This window comes from Treponema sp. (assembly GCF_045641405.1).
Classification (GTDB): Bacteria; Spirochaetota; Spirochaetia; order Treponematales; family Treponemataceae; genus Treponema_D.
The window spans coordinates 74,288-91,184 of record NZ_JAZUGX010000006.1; the positions used below are offsets into that span (position 1 = coordinate 74,288).

14 protein-coding genes are annotated in these 16,897 nt (G+C 41.6%); 8 read left to right on the forward strand and 6 right to left on the reverse strand.

What is annotated here, in order from left to right:
- The first annotated feature begins 51 nt into the window (after positions 1 to 51).
- Complete coding sequence (locus tag ACKI39_RS01140) at positions 52 to 777, forward strand: hypothetical protein (protein WP_407396813.1); 726 nt, start codon at positions 52 to 54, stop codon at positions 775 to 777.
- Positions 778 to 882: 105 nt separating this feature from the next.
- On the opposite strand, the gene rlmJ is transcribed toward ACKI39_RS01140, so the two are convergent.
- From rlmJ to ACKI39_RS01155, 3 genes are read right to left on the reverse strand one after another with little or no spacing between them, the layout of a single operon-like run.
- On the reverse strand, positions 883 to 1,749 hold the full coding sequence (gene rlmJ, locus ACKI39_RS01145; protein ID WP_407396815.1) for a 23S rRNA (adenine(2030)-N(6))-methyltransferase RlmJ: 867 nt from the start codon (positions 1,747 to 1,749) through the stop codon (positions 883 to 885).
- Positions 1,743 to 3,728 (reverse strand): NAD(+) synthase, encoded by a 1,986-nt coding sequence (locus ACKI39_RS01150; RefSeq protein ID WP_407396817.1) that lies wholly within the window; start codon positions 3,726 to 3,728, stop codon positions 1,743 to 1,745. The genes rlmJ and ACKI39_RS01150 overlap by 7 nt, the downstream gene beginning before the upstream one ends.
- A gap of 23 nt (positions 3,729 to 3,751) precedes the next feature.
- Positions 3,752 to 4,798: a response regulator gene (locus tag ACKI39_RS01155; RefSeq protein WP_407396819.1), complete on the reverse strand. Its 1,047-nt coding sequence runs from the start codon at positions 4,796 to 4,798 to the stop codon at positions 3,752 to 3,754.
- A gap of 220 nt (positions 4,799 to 5,018) precedes the next feature.
- Here ACKI39_RS01155 and fusA point away from each other — a divergent pair, with 220 nt between their 5' ends.
- Together fusA and ACKI39_RS01165 are read left to right on the forward strand one after the other, a co-directional pair.
- Positions 5,019 to 7,064, forward strand: coding sequence for an elongation factor G (fusA, locus tag ACKI39_RS01160; protein ID WP_407396821.1), 2,046 nt, complete (start codon positions 5,019 to 5,021; stop codon positions 7,062 to 7,064).
- A 33-nt stretch (positions 7,065 to 7,097) separates the two neighbouring features.
- Positions 7,098 to 8,768, forward strand: coding sequence for a B12-binding domain-containing radical SAM protein (locus tag ACKI39_RS01165; protein WP_407396823.1), 1,671 nt, complete (start codon positions 7,098 to 7,100; stop codon positions 8,766 to 8,768).
- A 3-nt stretch (positions 8,769 to 8,771) separates the two neighbouring features.
- On the opposite strand, the gene ACKI39_RS01170 is transcribed toward ACKI39_RS01165, so the two are convergent.
- On the reverse strand, positions 8,772 to 9,476 hold the full coding sequence (locus tag ACKI39_RS01170; protein WP_407396825.1) for a hypothetical protein: 705 nt from the start codon (positions 9,474 to 9,476) through the stop codon (positions 8,772 to 8,774).
- A 123-nt stretch (positions 9,477 to 9,599) separates the two neighbouring features.
- Here ACKI39_RS01170 and ACKI39_RS01175 point away from each other — a divergent pair, with 123 nt between their 5' ends.
- The 4 genes from ACKI39_RS01175 (at position 9,600) to miaA (ending at position 13,575) form a co-directional block, all read left to right on the forward strand.
- Positions 9,600 to 10,832, forward strand: coding sequence for an aminotransferase class V-fold PLP-dependent enzyme (locus ACKI39_RS01175; RefSeq protein ID WP_407396827.1), 1,233 nt, complete (start codon positions 9,600 to 9,602; stop codon positions 10,830 to 10,832).
- 88 nt (positions 10,833 to 10,920) lie between these two features.
- Positions 10,921 to 11,397 carry a Fe-S cluster assembly sulfur transfer protein SufU gene (gene sufU, locus ACKI39_RS01180; protein WP_318690357.1) on the forward strand — a complete coding sequence of 159 codons (477 nt, stop codon included), beginning with the start codon at positions 10,921 to 10,923 and terminating at the stop codon, positions 11,395 to 11,397.
- 1 nt (position 11,398) lies between these two features.
- Positions 11,399 to 12,655 carry a class I SAM-dependent rRNA methyltransferase gene (locus ACKI39_RS01185; RefSeq protein ID WP_407396830.1) on the forward strand — a complete coding sequence of 419 codons (1,257 nt, stop codon included), beginning with the start codon at positions 11,399 to 11,401 and terminating at the stop codon, positions 12,653 to 12,655.
- Positions 12,640 to 13,575, forward strand: a complete 936-nt coding sequence (miaA, locus tag ACKI39_RS01190; RefSeq protein ID WP_407396832.1) for a tRNA (adenosine(37)-N6)-dimethylallyltransferase MiaA — start codon at positions 12,640 to 12,642, stop codon at positions 13,573 to 13,575. Before ACKI39_RS01185 ends, miaA begins: the two co-directional genes overlap by 16 nt.
- A 79-nt stretch (positions 13,576 to 13,654) precedes the next feature.
- On the opposite strand, the gene ACKI39_RS01195 is transcribed toward miaA, so the two are convergent.
- Positions 13,655 to 13,876, reverse strand: coding sequence for a hypothetical protein (locus tag ACKI39_RS01195; RefSeq protein WP_318690360.1), 222 nt, complete (start codon positions 13,874 to 13,876; stop codon positions 13,655 to 13,657).
- Between the two features lie 152 nt (positions 13,877 to 14,028).
- Between ACKI39_RS01195 and ACKI39_RS01200 the strand changes: the two genes are divergently transcribed.
- Positions 14,029 to 14,790: a TatD family hydrolase gene (locus ACKI39_RS01200; RefSeq protein ID WP_407396834.1), complete on the forward strand. Its 762-nt coding sequence runs from the start codon at positions 14,029 to 14,031 to the stop codon at positions 14,788 to 14,790.
- On the opposite strand, the gene lnt is transcribed toward ACKI39_RS01200, so the two are convergent.
- On the reverse strand, positions 14,773 to 16,824 hold the full coding sequence (gene lnt / locus ACKI39_RS01205) for an apolipoprotein N-acyltransferase (RefSeq protein ID WP_407396836.1): 2,052 nt from the start codon (positions 16,822 to 16,824) through the stop codon (positions 14,773 to 14,775). The genes ACKI39_RS01200 and lnt overlap by 18 nt on opposite strands.
- Positions 16,825 to 16,897: the final 73 nt, after the last annotated feature.

The following is a 16,897-nucleotide window of genomic DNA, read 5'->3' on the forward strand; positions in this document are numbered from 1 at the left end:
GGTCTTTTTTGACTTGACAATAAGGAAAGCAGATATGTGCGGTGGTGTTTTATGAGAAAATTTTCTCCCGTTACAGTCTGCTTTTTTTTATGCTCATTTCTTTTTTGTGCCTGTGGCCTTGAGACCCTTTATTATCTTGATGAACCGAGAGTAAAGCATAGACCTGAAATAGGTGAAGACATCCAGAGAAATTATTTTGAATTCCAGACTGGCAATAATTCTGAGTATGAAGGTTCTGGTTCTGAATTCACTCTGTACGGTACTGAAATATATTACATGATTTTTGCCAATGAATTTGACTGTGAATCTTCAAGCAGCTCCATTCAGAATTCAAACAGTTCCAGTGATGTATCAGCGGCAGCAAACTACATAATCAATACAAAAAAATATATGCCTTTGGTTTCTCAGGAAAATTCCGATAGACCTATTGTTAAAGGCAACGATGTAAGCGTAAGGATCAATCTTCACAAAATATCCGATGATATATTGCAGGGCATATATTTCAACGGCAACAGCTATCATCCAAGAAGGTTTTATACAAACGGAACTAGGATGCTTGGATTTGAATTCAATAAAGATAAGAACACTGATGATAATCCACTTCCACAAAAATCGAATGAAGATGTATATTGGCCTGATGCGAGCACTCATAGTGATGGAGAATGGTTCATTGATGTCTGGGCTTTTACTTCTGGCAGGGACAACAGCTATACGCCATCCTACAGCAGGGCTGTGAATTTAGGAAAAATCAAAATCAGGGAATCCTATTTCGACTGAAATCGCATTTTCAAAGTTGTTCCTAAAAATTGCAATGTTTAGGGACTACAATTGGTCTGAACTTTTAAAATACCAACGAGCTGTTTCAGGTTTTACATTTTGATTTCAATTCCTAAGAAGTTCTTCTAGCCACCTTGCCGCTTCTTCCATTTTTTCCTTGAGCATGTAGGGTGGATTCATTATGAACATTCCGCTGCCATACAGGTGTGGACCTGCTTCTTCATTCATATCTTCAGGATTGCAGACTGTAAGCTCAACCTTAAAGCTTTCGCAAGGGTTTGTTCCAAGCTTCCCAAAATCTTCAAGTTCAGTAAGCATCTGGATGGTTTCATTTTTTCGGCGTGTAATCAAAGGATACCAAAGGGCAATGATGGCGGTATTCCACTTGCGGCGTGCTGTCTTGAGTGCTTCGATGACCTTTTTGTAATCCTCTCCATCCTCGTAGCTTGGGTCGCATATTATAAGCCCTCTCTTGATCAATGGAGGAGTAAGGGCTGTTACGGTCTTGTATGAATCCTGATCATGGATGTTAGGCGTTATGGAAGCCTTTGAAAGACCGCCTTCTACATGTAATGGCATGTCCATGTTGTTTTTAAGGTTTTCAATTGCCTGAGGATGTTTTTCTATAAGGTGTAGCTTGTCTCCTTTACGGGCATAGAGTCGCTCCAGTTCTGGACTTCCTGCATATAGTCCCTGGGCAAGATATGGAAGTTCTTTCTTAAGGTATATTCCAACAGCTTCTGGACAGCTTGTGAGTGTAAGGGAATTAAGATATTCGATACCTCTCTTTGCTTCACCAGTCTTTAGGAGACGTTCATCATTCAGGTCAAAGATTCCCGCTCCAGAATGGGTGTCGATCACAGTAAAAGGCTTCTCTTTTTTACAAAGTGATTCAAGGATCATGCATAGGCAGGAATGCTTGAGTATGTCTGCATGGTTTCCTGCGTGATATTCGTGCTGATAGCTTAACATAGATCTTCACATTCCTTTAGCCAGATGGCTGCGCTTGCATCGCTTGGCATTCTCCAGTCGCCACGGGGTGAAAGGTTTACGGTTCCGACCTTGGCACCATCTGGCATGCAGCTTCTCTTGAACTGCTGGGAGAAGAATCTTTTGTAAAATGACTTAAGCCATTTTAGTATTATTTCCTTTGTGTAGACAAGTTCAGTACCATCTGCCTTTTTACCTTCGAGGGCAACACAGGCAAGGTAGAATATTTTGCTTGGAGTGAATCCCCAGCGAAGGACATAGTAAAGGAAAAAGTCGTGGAGTTCATAAGGTCCTACAAGTTCTTCTGTTTTCTGGCTTATGGTTCCGTTTTCCGGAGGTAGAAGTTCAGGACTTACAGGAGTGTTCAGAATGTCGACCAGAACCTTTGAAAGTTCTCCATTTCCTCTTTCGAGAACGTCATCTGCAAACCAGGCAACAAGGTACCGTACAAGTGTTTTTGGTATGCTTGAATTTACTCCATACATGGACATATGGTCCCCGTTGTATGTGCACCATCCAAGGGCAAGCTCGCTTAAGTCGCCTGTTCCAATGACGATTCCGTTTGTCTTGTTGGCATAGTCCATGAGTATGTAGGTCCTTCCTCTTGCCTGACCGTTTTCATAGGTGATGTCGTGCACATTGATGTCGTGTCCTATGTCTGCGTAATGCTGGGTAACGGATTTCTTGATGTCTATTTCCCTTAGGGTAGCGCCGACTTTTTCTGCAAGCAGGCATGCGTTTTTATATGTCCTGTCCGTAGTTCCGAAAGCAGGCATCGTGATGGCATGGATGTTCTTGCGGTCCATGTTGCATTTGTCAAAGGCTCTGGCTGTAACGAGCAGTGCAAGGGTACTGTCCAGTCCTCCGCTTAAACCGATGACAGCACTTTTTGCGTGGATGTGGCGAAGTCTTTTTGCAAGACCTTCCGACTGCATTTCAATTACGGCAAGACAGCGCTCCTGTCTTTTGTTTTCATCAGAAGGAACAAATGGATGAGGATCTATAAAGTCATTGAGCTTTTCTTTTGATTTTGGACCTAGTTTATTATCATCAAATTCCGTGTAGACGATTCTATAGTCTCCGAAGGTCTGGTCTGCACCTTGAGTGAATGTAGTCGACTTGAGCCTGTCCTGCATTATCTTTTCAAGGTCAATGTCGGCAATAAAAAGCTTGTCGGTATCATTAAACAATGTACTTTCTGCTTTTACGGAACCGTTAAGGCAGATAAGATCATGTCCGCTGAAAACCATGTCAGTTGTGCTTTCATCATGTCCTGCATTAGCATAGATGTAGGCGCTGATGATTTTTGCTGAATGTGCCGAAACAAGCATTTTCCTGTAATAAGCCTTTCCTGCGACTTCATTGCCCGCACTCAGGTTTGTGATGATCGTTGCACCGTATAGGGCATGCCTTGTGGATGGTGCGAGTGGAACCCAAAGGTCCTCGCAGATTTCGCAGGCAATCTTTATCCTGCTGTCTTCCTTGTCCTGTATGATCAGGTCCGTTCCAAAAGGAATGGCTTCGAATCCTTTCCCCAGTGAAATTTCAGTCGTGCTTCTGTGCCAAGGTGTGAACCATCTGGCTTCGTAGAATTCTCCGTAGTTTGGAAGAAATGATTTAGGAATTATGGTAAGAATTTTCCCGTGATGTACAAAGGCTGCGCAGTTGTATCTGTCGCCTTCAAATGAAATTGGCAGTCCTATTGCGAAAAGAACATCTGTCGATTTTGTTTTCCTGCAGATTTCCTTAAGGGCTTCGATTGCCGAGTTTTCCAATGTCTGTTGCTGGAAAAGATCCTGGCAAGTATAGCCCGTTATGGAGAGCTCTGGAAAAACAAGCAACTTGACACCTTTCCCATGTGCCTTCTTGACGAGTTCAATTATTGAGTCTTTATTGCTGCAGGTATCTGCAACAGTAAGGGAAGGGCTTGTGCAGCCAACCCTGAAATAACCGTAATTCATACGGCAATTATACTGTTTAGATGCTATCTTGCAAAGTGAGAGACAATGTCATCCTTGCTTGCTGCAAGCAGGTCGTAAACATCAGGACGGAAGGCGTCTCTGTCTTCGTCGATCTTGCTCATTGCCGCCTGGTAATCTGCGGCAGTAGGATCCTCTCCTGTTGTAGGGAAGAAGTTCTGGCAGAATTCGATGGCGATGGCTGTCATCTGAGTATAAATATTGTTGATTGTTGTCTTGAGTCCATGTGGCATTCCACGACCGTCGTAGCGTTCATGATGATGCATGCAGATGTCGGATGCGGTCTTAACAAAGAATGCGACATTAGGGTTGGAGTTTACGGCTACAAGATCAGCGCCTGCGATGGTGTGAGTTGCAGGAATTTCATCTATGTCTGCCTGTGACACGACCTTGAATTTTTCCTGGTGGACAATGGCGCGGCCGATATCGTAGAAATATGCAGCCTGGCTTATGATCTCAATTCCCTCTGGCGTAAGGTCACGGGGAGCCTTGATTGCAAAGTAGTTTTCAAGAAGAATATGGACAATTTCGCTTACATGGATATAGAGCTCGTCGTTTTTCTTTTCTGACATAAGGTAAGTAAGATATACACGGCGGAGCTTCTCGGCATAGACAGCAGTCGCACGAAGTTCATTGTCTGTGATGGCTCCGTTTGTAGTGGTGCTGGCTGCAGCAGGTGTAGCATCTTTCTTTGCGTACAGTGCCTTGAGCTTTGTGAGTACCTGGTCCTTATCGTAAGGTTTTTTAAAGAAACCAGAGCATCCAAAGTTTGCTGCCTTGATGATATTGTTTTTCTGAGCTTCCGCAGAAATAAGGAGGATGTGCATGCCTGCGTGGCGTGATTTGTCCAAAAGACTGAGAACTTCAAATCCTCCAAGTCCAGGCATGTTTATGTCAAGGATGAGTCCATCTATTTTAAGGGTTGGATTGTTCAAAATTTCAAGGGCCTGATAGCCAGAACCTGCTTCAATTACATTGTAAAAAGATGCCAGAATGTTTTTAAGGATGGCGCGGTCAATTTCTGAATCATCAACGATAAGTAAAGTTGTCATATCTTCCCTCAGTCTTCAAATATAATGCGATATTTTCAAATTTCAACTTTTTGCGATGAATTTAGATACTTTCAAACAGTATAGCAGAGATTTTAGAGAATTAGTAGTAAAAATCTTAAAAAAATCTGAAAATTGACGAAATCAAACTTTAATAGCTAATGTTGTGGACTTTTTTGAAATTTGATATAGTAACTTACTTCTTTTTATATAGGAATTTTATATGTCAGACGATTTGTCAAAGATGAGAAACATCGGAATCATGGCTCATATTGATGCCGGAAATACAACTACAACAGAACGTATTCTTTATTACTCAGGAAAAATTCATAAAATCGGTGAAATCGATGATGGCGCCGCAACCATGGACTTCATGAAGCAGGAGCAGGAGCGCGGAATCACAATCGCTTCTGCTGCCATCACCACGGAATGGAAAGGCTACAAGATTAACATCATCGATACTCCGGGCCACGTTGACTTCACTGCAGAAGTTGAACGCTCCCTCCGTGTTCTTGACGGAGCAGTTGCCGTAATCTGTGCCGTAGGTCATGTTCAGCCTCAGACAGAAACAGTCTGGAGGCAGGCTGATGAATTCAATGTTCCTCGCATCTGTTTTGTAAACAAAATGGATAGAATCGGTGCGGACTTCTTTGAAGCAATGGCTGATGTAAAAACAAAATTCGGCTGTGAAACAGTTGCCCTTGAAGTTCCAATGGGAGCAGGACAGAACTTTGAAGGCGTCATCGATCTTTTTGAAATGAAAGAAATCCGCTGGAATGCGGAAGACGACGGCGAGACTTTTGAAGTTACTGATTTGAGCGATGCAAACAAGGCTCTTGCAGAAGAATGGCGCGAAAAGATGATCGATGCCATTGCTTCCGTTGATGATGATCTTGGAATGCTTTACCTTGAGGGCGAGACGATTACAAATGAACAGCTTAAGACTGCCTTGAGAAATGCTGTAATCGCAAGAAAGATAGTTCCTTTCCTATGTGGATCAAGCCGCCACAATCAGGGAATCCAGCCTTTGATGGATGCAATTACAGAATATCTTCCATGCCCAACAGACATTCCTCCTGCTAAGGGAATACAGATCAAGAAGCACGAGGAAACTGAAGTTGAGGTTCCTTGCGATCCTGATGCAAAGACTCCTATCGGCCTTGTATTTAAAATCCAGTACGATAGGGAAGCCGGAATTCTCTGCTTTGTGCGCATGTACTCAGGAAAGATCACTACAGGTTCACAGATATACAATGTAGCAAAAAAGAAGCGTGAGCGCGTCAACAGAATCCTGCGCGTTAATGCAAACCACATGGAACAGATGGACAGCGTGAGTGCAGGTGACATCGCCGTATTCGTTGGCCTTAAGCTTGCCCAGACCGGTGACACCATCGGCAGCGAAGGAATGCCAGTTCTTCTTGAAAGCGTAAACTTCCCGGAACCTGTCATTTCCATTGCCATTGAACCAGAAACTTTAAGTGACAGCGACAAGCTTAAGGAAACTCTTGAAATCCTTAGCCGCGAAGACCCGACATTCACATCCCGTGATGATGAGGAAACAGGTCAGCTTGTCATAAGCGGAATGGGTGAACTCCACCTTGACGTTCTTGTTACAAGAATCCGCGATGACTTTAAGGTTGCCTGCCGTGTAGGTGCTCCACAGGTTACTTACCGCGAAGCAGTTACAAGTTCTGCAGATTACACAGAAGAATACAGCCGCGTACTTGCAGGAAAGGAAAATGCCGCTGGCCTTACAGTTCATTGTGAACCTCGCGAAACTGGCAGCGGTAATCTGTATACATGTGAAGTCCATGACAACTCCATTCCTGATGAGATATATGATGCCATCCGCAGCAGCATGGAAGCCTGTTTCGCATCCGGAATCAAATGGGGATATCCTTGTACTGATACTGGAATCACAGTTACTGCAATCAAATACGATGAGGCGACTGCTTCTGAAGTTGCATTTTCAGCAGCTGCCGCTGAAGCCTTTGATAAGGTCTGCTGTTCCGCAAATCCTGAAATGCTTGAACCTGTCATGAACGTTGACATTGAAAGCCCAACTGAATTTGTTGGTGATGCCATGAGCCAGGTTACTCAGCGCGGTGGCATGATCCAGAGCATGGAAGACAAGGCTGGCGGTTCCGTTGTTCACGCACAGGCTCCAATGGCTAAGATGTTCGGATTTACAACAACCCTTCGTTCTGTAACCCAGGGACGTGCAAGTTTTGGCATGACATTCAGCCACTTCCAGAAAAAGACTAACTAAAAAAAATATACAAATCTACCAGGGAGGAAAAACATGAAAAAAACTGTTCTTTGTGTTACTGCCCTGGTAGAAACTTCTCCTCAGGCACTTCCTTTGGGAGCGGCCTGCATCTGTTCTTCAATAAATCATTCTAAAGAAACTAGGGATATTTTCTCTGCAAGACTCTTTGACTTTTCTCTTGAAGAGAAATATGACCTTGGAAAAATTGCATCGGATATTTGTGCAGACAAGAATCTTTTTGCCATTTGTTTCAGCGTCTATGTCTGGAATAGAAAAGTCCTTGAAGAATTAAATTCTATTGTAAAAAATCAGCGTCCAGAAATTGTTACCATGGCTGGTGGTCCTGAAGTAACAGCTAATCCTTTCAGCTTCAATTCCTTTGACTGGCTTACTGCAGGTGAAGGGGAATGTTCCGTTGTAAATCTTCTTGCTTCTCTTGATGCGGACAATGAAATTGACATTCAGGGAGTTTATAAAAGTGACGGGGAAAAATTTGTTGAATCCTATGCAGGAAAGGCCTTGCGTTCCATGCCTTGTCCTGTTGAAAACCTTTCTTCTCCATACCTTGACGGAACCCTTGATGTAAAAAAATATGGTGGGGCACTTTGGGAACTTGCCCGTGGCTGTCCTTTTAAATGTTCTTATTGTTACGAAAGCAAAGGGGAAAAGAAAATAAAATATTTCCCTATGGAACGCATTGAAAAGGAACTTGATTATTTTCAGCGCAACAAGGTTCCTCAGGTTTTTGTTCTTGATCCAACATACAATGCAAGCAAGCAGCGGGCCCTTGAAATGCTTAAGCTCATCAAGAAAAAGACGCCTGATACTTTTTACTATTTTGAGGCACGTGCGGAATTTATTGACCGTCAACTGGCAAAAGCATTTGCGGAAATTCCATGCAGCCTTCAGTTTGGACTTCAGAGTGCAGATGAAGAAGTCCTTAAAAAAGTAAACAGAACCTTTAACAAAAAAACTTTTCAGAAGAACATCGGTTTCCTCAATGAAACTGGAGCAATCTTTGGCTTTGACCTTATCTATGGTTTACCAGGTGATACTTTTAAAGGATTTAAAAGCAGCATAGATTTTGCATTGGGGCTTTATCCAAATAACCTTGAACTTTTCTGTCTTGCAGTTCTACCGGGGACAGACCTTGCAGATCAGGCAAAAGAATTAGGACTTACCTGGCAGAATGAGGCTCCTTATCTTGTTACTGATTCATCAAGCTTTCATTCTGAAGGACTCGAGAGAGCAAGAAGCCTTTCTTTGTGCATAAATTTTTTCTACAATGATGGTCGTGCTGTTCCTTGGTTTATGAATTTAATTCGTCCGTTGAGATTAAAGCCTTCGGAATTTTTTACAGAATTTGAAAAGTTCTGCTGGCAGAATGACATCGATTGCGAGTCAAATGATTTTGAAAAGATTACTCAGATTCAGATTGATTTTGTTTCCAAGATTTATAAGGACCGTCATCAGGAAAAGATGATCCCTGCAGCAAAGGATTTGATTTCAATGAACAACGCATTGAGTCTTGTTACTGCTGAAGGAAAGGAATCTGTGGTTGAACTTTCCTATCATCCAGACGATCTGATGTGTGAATACGGTACGGATATTGTTTTCTTTTCCCAAAATGCAGGACGTTACAGAAACCGCACAAAAGTTTTTGCCAATAAAAATGGACCTGACTGGCAGGTCCTTAAAAAATAGTTTCTAGTAGTTGTACCATCCGCTTGCTGTCTGGTCTGCCATCTGAAGCAGAAGTACAAGTGGGTTTTCAAGAAAGTTGGAATAGTTCATCATTTCAGTATCAGTTACATCACTGAATCCCATGTGGCGGCTTACGGCTTCGATTACATGACGCTTTTTTAAGTAACTTGGCATTGTTTCAAGCAAAAGTAGAACCGATTCGTTTCCGTGTCCAAGGTTTCTGTTTCCGTCCTTAACAGTAAAGTAAGGTGTCTTCTTCCAGTTTCCAAATATGTCCTTTGTGTTTCTGAAGCTTGTCTGGTAAAACCCTGCCTTGCAGAAGTCGTGTGCAATTGCTGAAACAAAAATGTCTTCTGCTGTAAACGAATATTTTTCTGCATGATTTGTCTTCATAAAATCAATGAAGAAGGCTCCCGTAAATTTAAGGGCCTGATATGCCACCTGAAGTGAATGAACGCAAAGTCCGCCGTCAAAGTTTCCGTGGAATCTTGTGGACGCTGGGGAAGTGTAGTATTCGTGTTGTTCCATCCACTGAAGGAAAGCTGCGCATTCTTCCTTGTTTTCAATGCATTTTTCTGCCATAGCTTTGATTGTGGCCTTGATTTTTTCAATGTCATAGCCTTCATTTGTTATTGGCATGTTGTTTTCATATATTGAAATAAGGTCGTTTACATCGCATAAAAGTTTTTCAAATTCTTCTTTGTTCATCTATTTAACTCCATTTTAGATAAATATAGTTTAAAAGAACTGTTTAAGCAATTTATGTAATGGAGCTTGTTTGAATTTTTTTTGCCTATATGATAAATTGGTATATAAAATTTGGAGAATTCTATGTCTTTGTCTGATTTGTATAGAAAAGATTTTAATATATTCAAGGCCCCTGAAAACGAAGGTGTCATTTACCTTGATAATGCTGCAACTGCTCAGCGTCCACAGTGCGTCATTGATGCAATTTCTGACTTTTATAATAAGGACAATGCCAATCCTTTGCGCGGTCTTTACGGTTTAAGTGTCCGTGCCACAGATGATTATGAAAATTCAAGGGCTGTTGTAGGACAGTTCATCAATTCTTCCCGTGCTGAAGAAATCATTTTTACACGCAATGCTTCTGAAAGCCTTAACCTTGTTGCATATACTTATGGAATGCAGAATGTAAAGGAAGGTGATGAAATCGTCATCAGCTGTATGGAACATCATTCCAACATCCTTCCTTGGCAGATGGTTTGCAAGGCAAAGAATGCGAAGCTTGTTTGGCTTGAATGTGATGATCAGGCAGTCATTTCAAAGGAAGAATACGAAAGCAAGATTACTTCAAGGACAAAGATTGTTTCCATTGCCCATGTAAGCAATGTATTTGGAATTACAAATCCTGTAAAGGAGATTGCTGAATATGCCCACAAGGTTAACCCTGAATGCATAGTTGTTGTTGACGGTGCCCAGAGTACTCCTCACATGAAGGTTGATGTTCAGGCATTGGGGGCAGACTTCCTTGCCTTCAGCGGTCATAAGCTTTGCGGTCCTATGGGGATCGGTGCCCTTTACGGACGAATGGAGCTTCTTGAAAAGATGCAGCCTTTTTTACGCGGTGGAGAAATGATTGAATATGTTACCCGCGAGGATGCAACATATGCGGAAGTTCCTCACAAGTTTGAAGCAGGTACTGTAAACGCAAGCGGTGCTGTAGGACTTGCTGCTGCAATCAAATATATTGAATCCATTGGCCTTGAAAAAATTGAGGAGAATGACAACAACCTTGCAAAGATCATCATGGAAGGCCTTGCAGAGAATCCTTTTGTTCATGTGATAGGAAACAAGGATTACAGAAAGCACTGCGGTATTGTTACGTTTACAATTGATGGTGTTCATCCTCATGACATTTCATCGATTTTGGATTCTGAAAAAATTGCAATCCGTGCAGGACATCACTGTGCTCAGCCTTTGATGCAGAAACTTGGAGTCGGATCAACAGCAAGAGCCAGCTGCTATTTCTACAACACAGAGGAAGAATGCCGCAAGTTTGTAGAAAAAGTTGGACAGGTCCGCAAATGGATGGGATATAAGTAATTTATAATTAAGAATTAATAATTATGAATTAATAATTATGAATTATGAATTATGAATTATGAATTGTGAATTATGAATTGGAGTAAATATGGATCTTAAAGCACTTTATCAGGAAATACTGAACGAACATAATCTTAACCCAAATAACCGTGGTGAAACTGCAGATGCAAACTTTGTTTTACGCGGTGTAAACCCAAGCTGCGGTGACGACATTACACTTAACCTTAAGGTTGATGACAATGGAATCATTACAGGCGGAACTTTCGCAGGTTCTGGCTGTGCCATAAGCCAGGCAAGCGTTGACATGATGCTTGACAATGTTATCGGTAAATCAAAGGAAGAAGCCCTTCGACTTGCATCACTTTTCATGGACATGATCAAGGGAAAGGCAGAAGGCGATGCTTTGGAAGATCTTGATGAAGCCGCAAGCCTTCAGAATATCAGTACCATGCCTGCCCGTGTAAAATGTGCTGTTCTTGGGTGGCACACAATGGAAGAAATGCTTAAGAACGGAAAAACAGAAGCAAAGGGAACAGCAGAACACTGTTCTACAGAAGGAATGTAATATGAATCCAAATATAACAAGAGTATTGCTAAAGCCAAAAGAGGATAGGGAAATCAATCAGGGCTTCCCTTGGGTTTTTGACAACGAGATTGCTTCTGTAAAATACAATGCAAAGGACGGAACAGGTGTAAAGACTTCTTCCCTTGCAGAATGTGATGTTGACGACGGTACAGTTGTAGAAGTATGTACAAATGCCGGTGGATTCCTGGGTACAGGTGTAATCAACAGAAAGTCTAAGATTACAATCCGTATTTTCAGCCGTGAACATGCCGATCAGATTATGGCAGATACCTATGCTTACTGGGACAAGGTAATTCGCAATGCCGTAAATATCCGCAAGTTGAATTTTACAGAAAACGACAGCTATCGCCTTGTTTTCGGCGAGGCTGATTTTGTTCCTGGTCTCATCTGTGAACGCTATGTTGACGACGGAAATGTTTACATCGTAATTCAGTTCCTTGCCCTTGCCTGTGAAGTATTCCGTAAGGAAATTCTCAAGGCTATTGAAAATGCCTGCAAGCCTTATGCAATTTTTGAAAGAAGTGATGCCGGTGTTCGCGAAAAGGAAGGCCTTGAAGAACGCTCTGGTTGGATTGGAAGACATGGAAAGGAAGTCATTACAATCGTTGAAAACGGAATCCAGATTGAAGTTGACATTGCCCGCGGTCAGAAAACAGGTTACTTCCTTGATCAGAAATTCAACCGCGCCCGTGTTGCTGAATTCTGCCGCGGGAAAAAAGTTCTTGATACATTTACACATACAGGTGCCTTTGGTCTTAATGCTTTCAAAGCCGGAGCCAGGGATGTTACAAGCGTAGATATTTCAGAAGACGCAGTAGAGCTTGTTAAGCGAAACATTAAGAACAATGGTGCAGAAAAGGTTGTAAAGGCTGTCTGTGCAGATGTTTTTGATGTTCTCAAAAAGTATGAGACAGAAGGCGAAAAGTTTGATGTAATCATACTTGATCCACCTGCTTTTACAAAGAAGGCAAAGGCCATAGAAAAGGCTTACGGCGGATACAAGGAAATAAACCTTCGTGCCATGAGAATCCTTAATGAAGGCGGAATCCTTGTTACATGTTCATGCTCCCATTACTTTGATGAAAATACTTTCTATGACATGATAATGCATGCCGCAAAGGACAGCCATAGAAGGGTACAGGTTCTGGAAAAGCGAGGTGCTGCTCCTGATCATCCTGTTCTTCTTGGATATCCAAAAAGCGAATACCTTAAGTGTGCCATATGCAGGGTTCTGTAAATACAGTTGTGCTTCTTGGACCTACAGCCGTCGGCAAAACTTGGCTTGGGGTTCAGCTTGCACGACATTTTGGATGGGAAATCATCTCCGCTGATTCAAGACAGGTTTACAAAGGCCTTGATCTTGGCAGCGGAAAGGATATCAACGAATATTCGGAAGGTGGGTCTCCCGTTCCATATCATCTCATTGACATTACGACTCTTGCAAGCGAATACAATGTCTTTAACTTTCAGCAGGACTTCTATAGTATTTTTTCTGAAAAACAAAAACGAAATGAGATGTCTTTCATCGTCGGTGGAACAGGCATGTACATTGATTCCGTTGTCCGTGACTATGAATTGATTCCTGTTCCTGAAAATCCAGAACTTCACAAGCAGCTTTTGGATACTCCCCTGGAAGAACTTGCAAAACAGTTGCTTTCTTTAAAACCAGACCTTCACAATAAAAGCGACCTTGTTCTTAAAGATCGTGTTGTAAAGGCATTGGAAATCGAATTGTTTAAAAGATCTCCTGAAGGAAAGGCAGTCCTTGAGGAAAAGAATTCCCGTCCAAAGGTAAAGCCTTTTGTCATCGGGACTACAATTAACCGCAATGAACTTCACAGTAACATAGAAAAGAGACTCTTTGAAAGAATCGATCAAGGAATGATTGAGGAAGTTGAAAAGCTTCACGAGGAATATTCCTGGGAACGCCTTGAAAAACTTGGACTTGAATACAGGTATGTAAGTTTTTTTCTTGAAGGAAAGATTCAGTCTAAAAAAGAAATGGCAGACGAGCTTTATCATGCCATCTGCCAGTTTGCCAAACGCCAGGAAACCTGGTTCCGCGGAATGGAAAGAAAAGGTGTAGAAATTCACTGGCTGCCTGAAGATAATGATAAGCAGGTTAAGCTTAAGGCTGCCTTGGATTTACTTTCTTAATAGTAATCTCGATTGCATCGCAATCGAGGGGCGAAAGTTAGCTCCGCAGTAAGTAACTTTTTAAGCAAACGCTTTCGCCCTAGATGTTTGCTGCCATTCTGTCTTCTGCAGTTTCAATCTTTGTAAGATATCCAGTTCTGATGCATGACTCGAACAATGACTTTGAGATGAAGTCTGTTGTGATGTCATCGTATCCGTCTTTGTCGCGAACGATTCTAACCACATAACCGTCTTCTGTTTCCTTGATGATTGTCATGTAGTCGCCTGAATTACCGATGCTTTTAAGTGTGTAGTATGCCATATTTTACCCCTCTGACAGGAAACCTGTTCTGAAACATGTCCCCAAAATATTAGCTTTTATTCCATAGGTCACTTAATAACCTTATACTTTATTTTCGGTATTTAAGTTGGATTGTTTAGTTTTTTTTCCCTTTAAGTTAAAATGTTGGCATTATGTATTTTGATGCTCATTTCCATCTTGTTCCCGCTGTTGAACAATGCGGTTTAGAAAAACTTCTGGAATTCTATAGATCCGAAAACCATGCAATTACCTGTGCCCATAGCGTGGATGAATTTGAAAAGCAGGATTCCTTTATAAGGGACAATAATCTTGAAGGAGTGATTCTTCAATCTTTTGGTATACATCCGCAGCTTCCATTGGTTTCCAATGCAGAATATCTTGAAGGATTGCTGAAAGAAAAGCGTATAAAATTAATTGGTGAAACTGGACTCGATTTTTTCAATGAGGAATTGAAATGCAAAAAAACTGAACAGATGGAAGCATTTCACATTTGCCTTGAACTTGGCCTAAAGTATAATGTTCCCCTTGTAATTCATAACCGGAAGGCCTTGGACTTGATGTTCACGGAAATAAAAAGCATTTCAAAACTTCCTTTGGTTCTTTTTCATTCCTTTGCCTTTTCAACTCGGGAAGCACTAAACATCCTTAAGCGTAATGTAAATGGTGTGTTTTCTTTTTCAAAACAGATTCTTAATGGCAACAAAAAATCAATTTCATGCCTCGAGGAGCTTCCTATGGATAGGCTCTTTATGGAAACCGATGCTCCTTTTCAGACCTTAAAGGGAGAGGAATTTACTTTGATATCGGATATAAAAAGGGTTTATGAAGAAGGAGCTAGGATAAAAAAAATGTCCCTTGAAGCTTTCATGGAAGAAACAGGGGACAATTCTAAAAAACTATTTTTTTGTTTTTGAAACCTTTGCCTTTTCTGCGGACTTAGTTTCTTTTTTTGTCCTTGTCTTCTTAACATCCTTTTCTACAGGCTTTGCCTTTGCCCTTGTTGCCGAAGCTTTCTTTTCCGTCGTCTTAACGGCTGGCTTTTTAGCTGGCGTTTTCTTGACTGCCGACCTTGTTGTTTTTACAGCCTTCTTTTTTGCTTCAATGGCAGTAGATTTTGCTTCAGTTGCATGCGGCACTTTATCTTCCTCAGGCTCTATGTTTATTATCCTGCGGTTTGCTTTTCTTGATTCGATGAAATATGGAATCCAAATTCCGCATAGCACATATGTATTGAAGGCGATGACTGAGAGCAACAGGAAAATGACAAACCAATCTCCGCATCTTGAATAGATTGTAGCCTTTCTTTCGTATATTGGAATGGAGTAGGCAAGTGATCCTTCTTCAAATAAAGGAAGGTCTGCAAGGATTTTTCCTGCAGGATCCAATACGACCGTGTAACCTGAATTTGCGCAGCGTACAAGGGTTGTCCTGAATTCTGTCGCAAGGTAGCTTGCTACGATGAAATGCTGTATTTCTGATGATCTTGTCTTTGACCACGAGTCGTTGGTAATGTTTAGGAAAACCTCACTGCCCATGGTGTAAAGATTTCTGCAGATGTTAGGAAAAGCATCCTCAAAGCATATGGGGGTCGTAAAGCTTATGAAAGTATCGGGATTTTGAGCGGCTCCGTTTATGTACTTGTTTGTTTTATCTGCATTTGAAAGGCCTGAGCTGTCTAATTCAATGGTCTCAAAAACCTTATGTCCTGTATTCAAAGGTGGAAGATCTGACATGTATGACTTAAGTGGAACCTTGAAAAGAACATACTGAAAGCCTGAAGTAAAGGTTGAATTGAATCCGACAAGATTTGTCATAAGGGCATGCATGATGGGATTGTCATAGTATGGAATTTTTTCCGCAAATGGGACCAGCTGAATTTTGCTGTAAAATCCTGAATAGGTGCCTTCCCTGTCAAAAAGGATAGCGCTGTTTGCAAACTGTCTTTTTCTGTGGTTTACTTTTGTTGCACCGCCGATTAGGAAAGGAACCTGTTTGCTTCTGATGAAATCTGAAAGGGATTCATCTTCTGGGAAACGGGAATAGAAATACCTTGCTCCTGGAAAATTTTTAGCAAGGACTCCTTCGCTCCAGACAACAAGGTCGGTTTCCTTTCCTTCATTTAGAAAACTGTCGATTCCCTGCAGCGTAAGTTTTTTTGAAATCTCTATGGATTCCTTGTCACCTGATTCCCAAGGGTCTACATTCTGCTGGACAAGGACTGCATTGAAATATTTTTCAGGAATCCTAGGTAGAAGATATTGGAATATTCCGTAAACTCCAGAAAGGGTAAACAATGCTACCGTAAAGCAAAGTGCCTGCCTGTAATTTTCAATGGCCTTCTGTTGTGCGCCTGAAGAAATAAGGTTGATTCCTTCTGCAAAAAGGGATGAGAACACTGCGTAGATGAACGATATTCCATAGACACCAGTTACATCGGCAATCTGGGTGAACAGTTTCCAGCTGTATGCAGCCATTGAAAGGGTTCCCCAGGGGTATCCCATGGCTCCAACGGATTTTTCGTATTCAAAAAGTACCCATATCGCTGAAAACCATAGCATCCTTTTGAATGGTAAATAACAATCTGTTCCAGATCTTTCTTTTAGCTCATGGTTTCTATCAAAGTTTGCTGGCAGTGCATAGGCAAGGACTCCCATAAGCCCACCTTGAAAGGCTGTTCCTGCTGCGCTTGCGCCGAGGGTAAAGGCTGCAAAACCATGGAAGTTGGCAAGCCAATAGCTTGAAATCAGATGAACGGTGAGAACCTGTATGAAAAATATAACAAAAGATTCTTTGTAGGACTTGCTTTTATAAAGAGCGATGTAAAGCGGTGCCAGACAGAAAAGGGCAAGAAAAGGTGAACCATAAGGTATAAATTCGTTTGCGATCGCAAAGCCCTCTATGACACCGGAAAATACAGCATAAAAAACTTGTAAAACCGTAAGATTCATTGTATTATTTTAGTAGTATATATAGAAAATTTCAACATTTTCCATATTGAAAAAAGTGGGGAGGGCCCATCAC

Coding starts and splice junctions, on each gene's coding strand:
- ACKI39_RS01140 (WP_407396813.1), top strand. CDS start 52: ATGAGAAAATTTTCTCCCGTTACAGTCTGCTTTTTTTTATGCTCATTT.
- rlmJ (WP_407396815.1), bottom strand. CDS start 1,749: ATGTTAAGCTATCAGCACGAATATCACGCAGGAAACCATGCAGACATA.
- ACKI39_RS01150 (WP_407396817.1), bottom strand. CDS start 3,728: ATGAATTACGGTTATTTCAGGGTTGGCTGCACAAGCCCTTCCCTTACT.
- ACKI39_RS01155 (WP_407396819.1), bottom strand. CDS start 4,798: ATGACAACTTTACTTATCGTTGATGATTCAGAAATTGACCGCGCCATC.
- fusA (WP_407396821.1), top strand. CDS start 5,019: ATGTCAGACGATTTGTCAAAGATGAGAAACATCGGAATCATGGCTCAT.
- ACKI39_RS01165 (WP_407396823.1), top strand. CDS start 7,098: ATGAAAAAAACTGTTCTTTGTGTTACTGCCCTGGTAGAAACTTCTCCT.
- ACKI39_RS01170 (WP_407396825.1), bottom strand. CDS start 9,476: ATGAACAAAGAAGAATTTGAAAAACTTTTATGCGATGTAAACGACCTT.
- ACKI39_RS01175 (WP_407396827.1), top strand. CDS start 9,600: ATGTCTTTGTCTGATTTGTATAGAAAAGATTTTAATATATTCAAGGCC.
- sufU (WP_318690357.1), top strand. CDS start 10,921: ATGGATCTTAAAGCACTTTATCAGGAAATACTGAACGAACATAATCTT.
- ACKI39_RS01185 (WP_407396830.1), top strand. CDS start 11,399: ATGAATCCAAATATAACAAGAGTATTGCTAAAGCCAAAAGAGGATAGG.
- miaA (WP_407396832.1), top strand. CDS start 12,640: ATGCAGGGTTCTGTAAATACAGTTGTGCTTCTTGGACCTACAGCCGTC.
- ACKI39_RS01195 (WP_318690360.1), bottom strand. CDS start 13,876: ATGGCATACTACACACTTAAAAGCATCGGTAATTCAGGCGACTACATG.
- ACKI39_RS01200 (WP_407396834.1), top strand. CDS start 14,029: ATGTATTTTGATGCTCATTTCCATCTTGTTCCCGCTGTTGAACAATGC.
- lnt (WP_407396836.1), bottom strand. CDS start 16,824: ATGAATCTTACGGTTTTACAAGTTTTTTATGCTGTATTTTCCGGTGTC.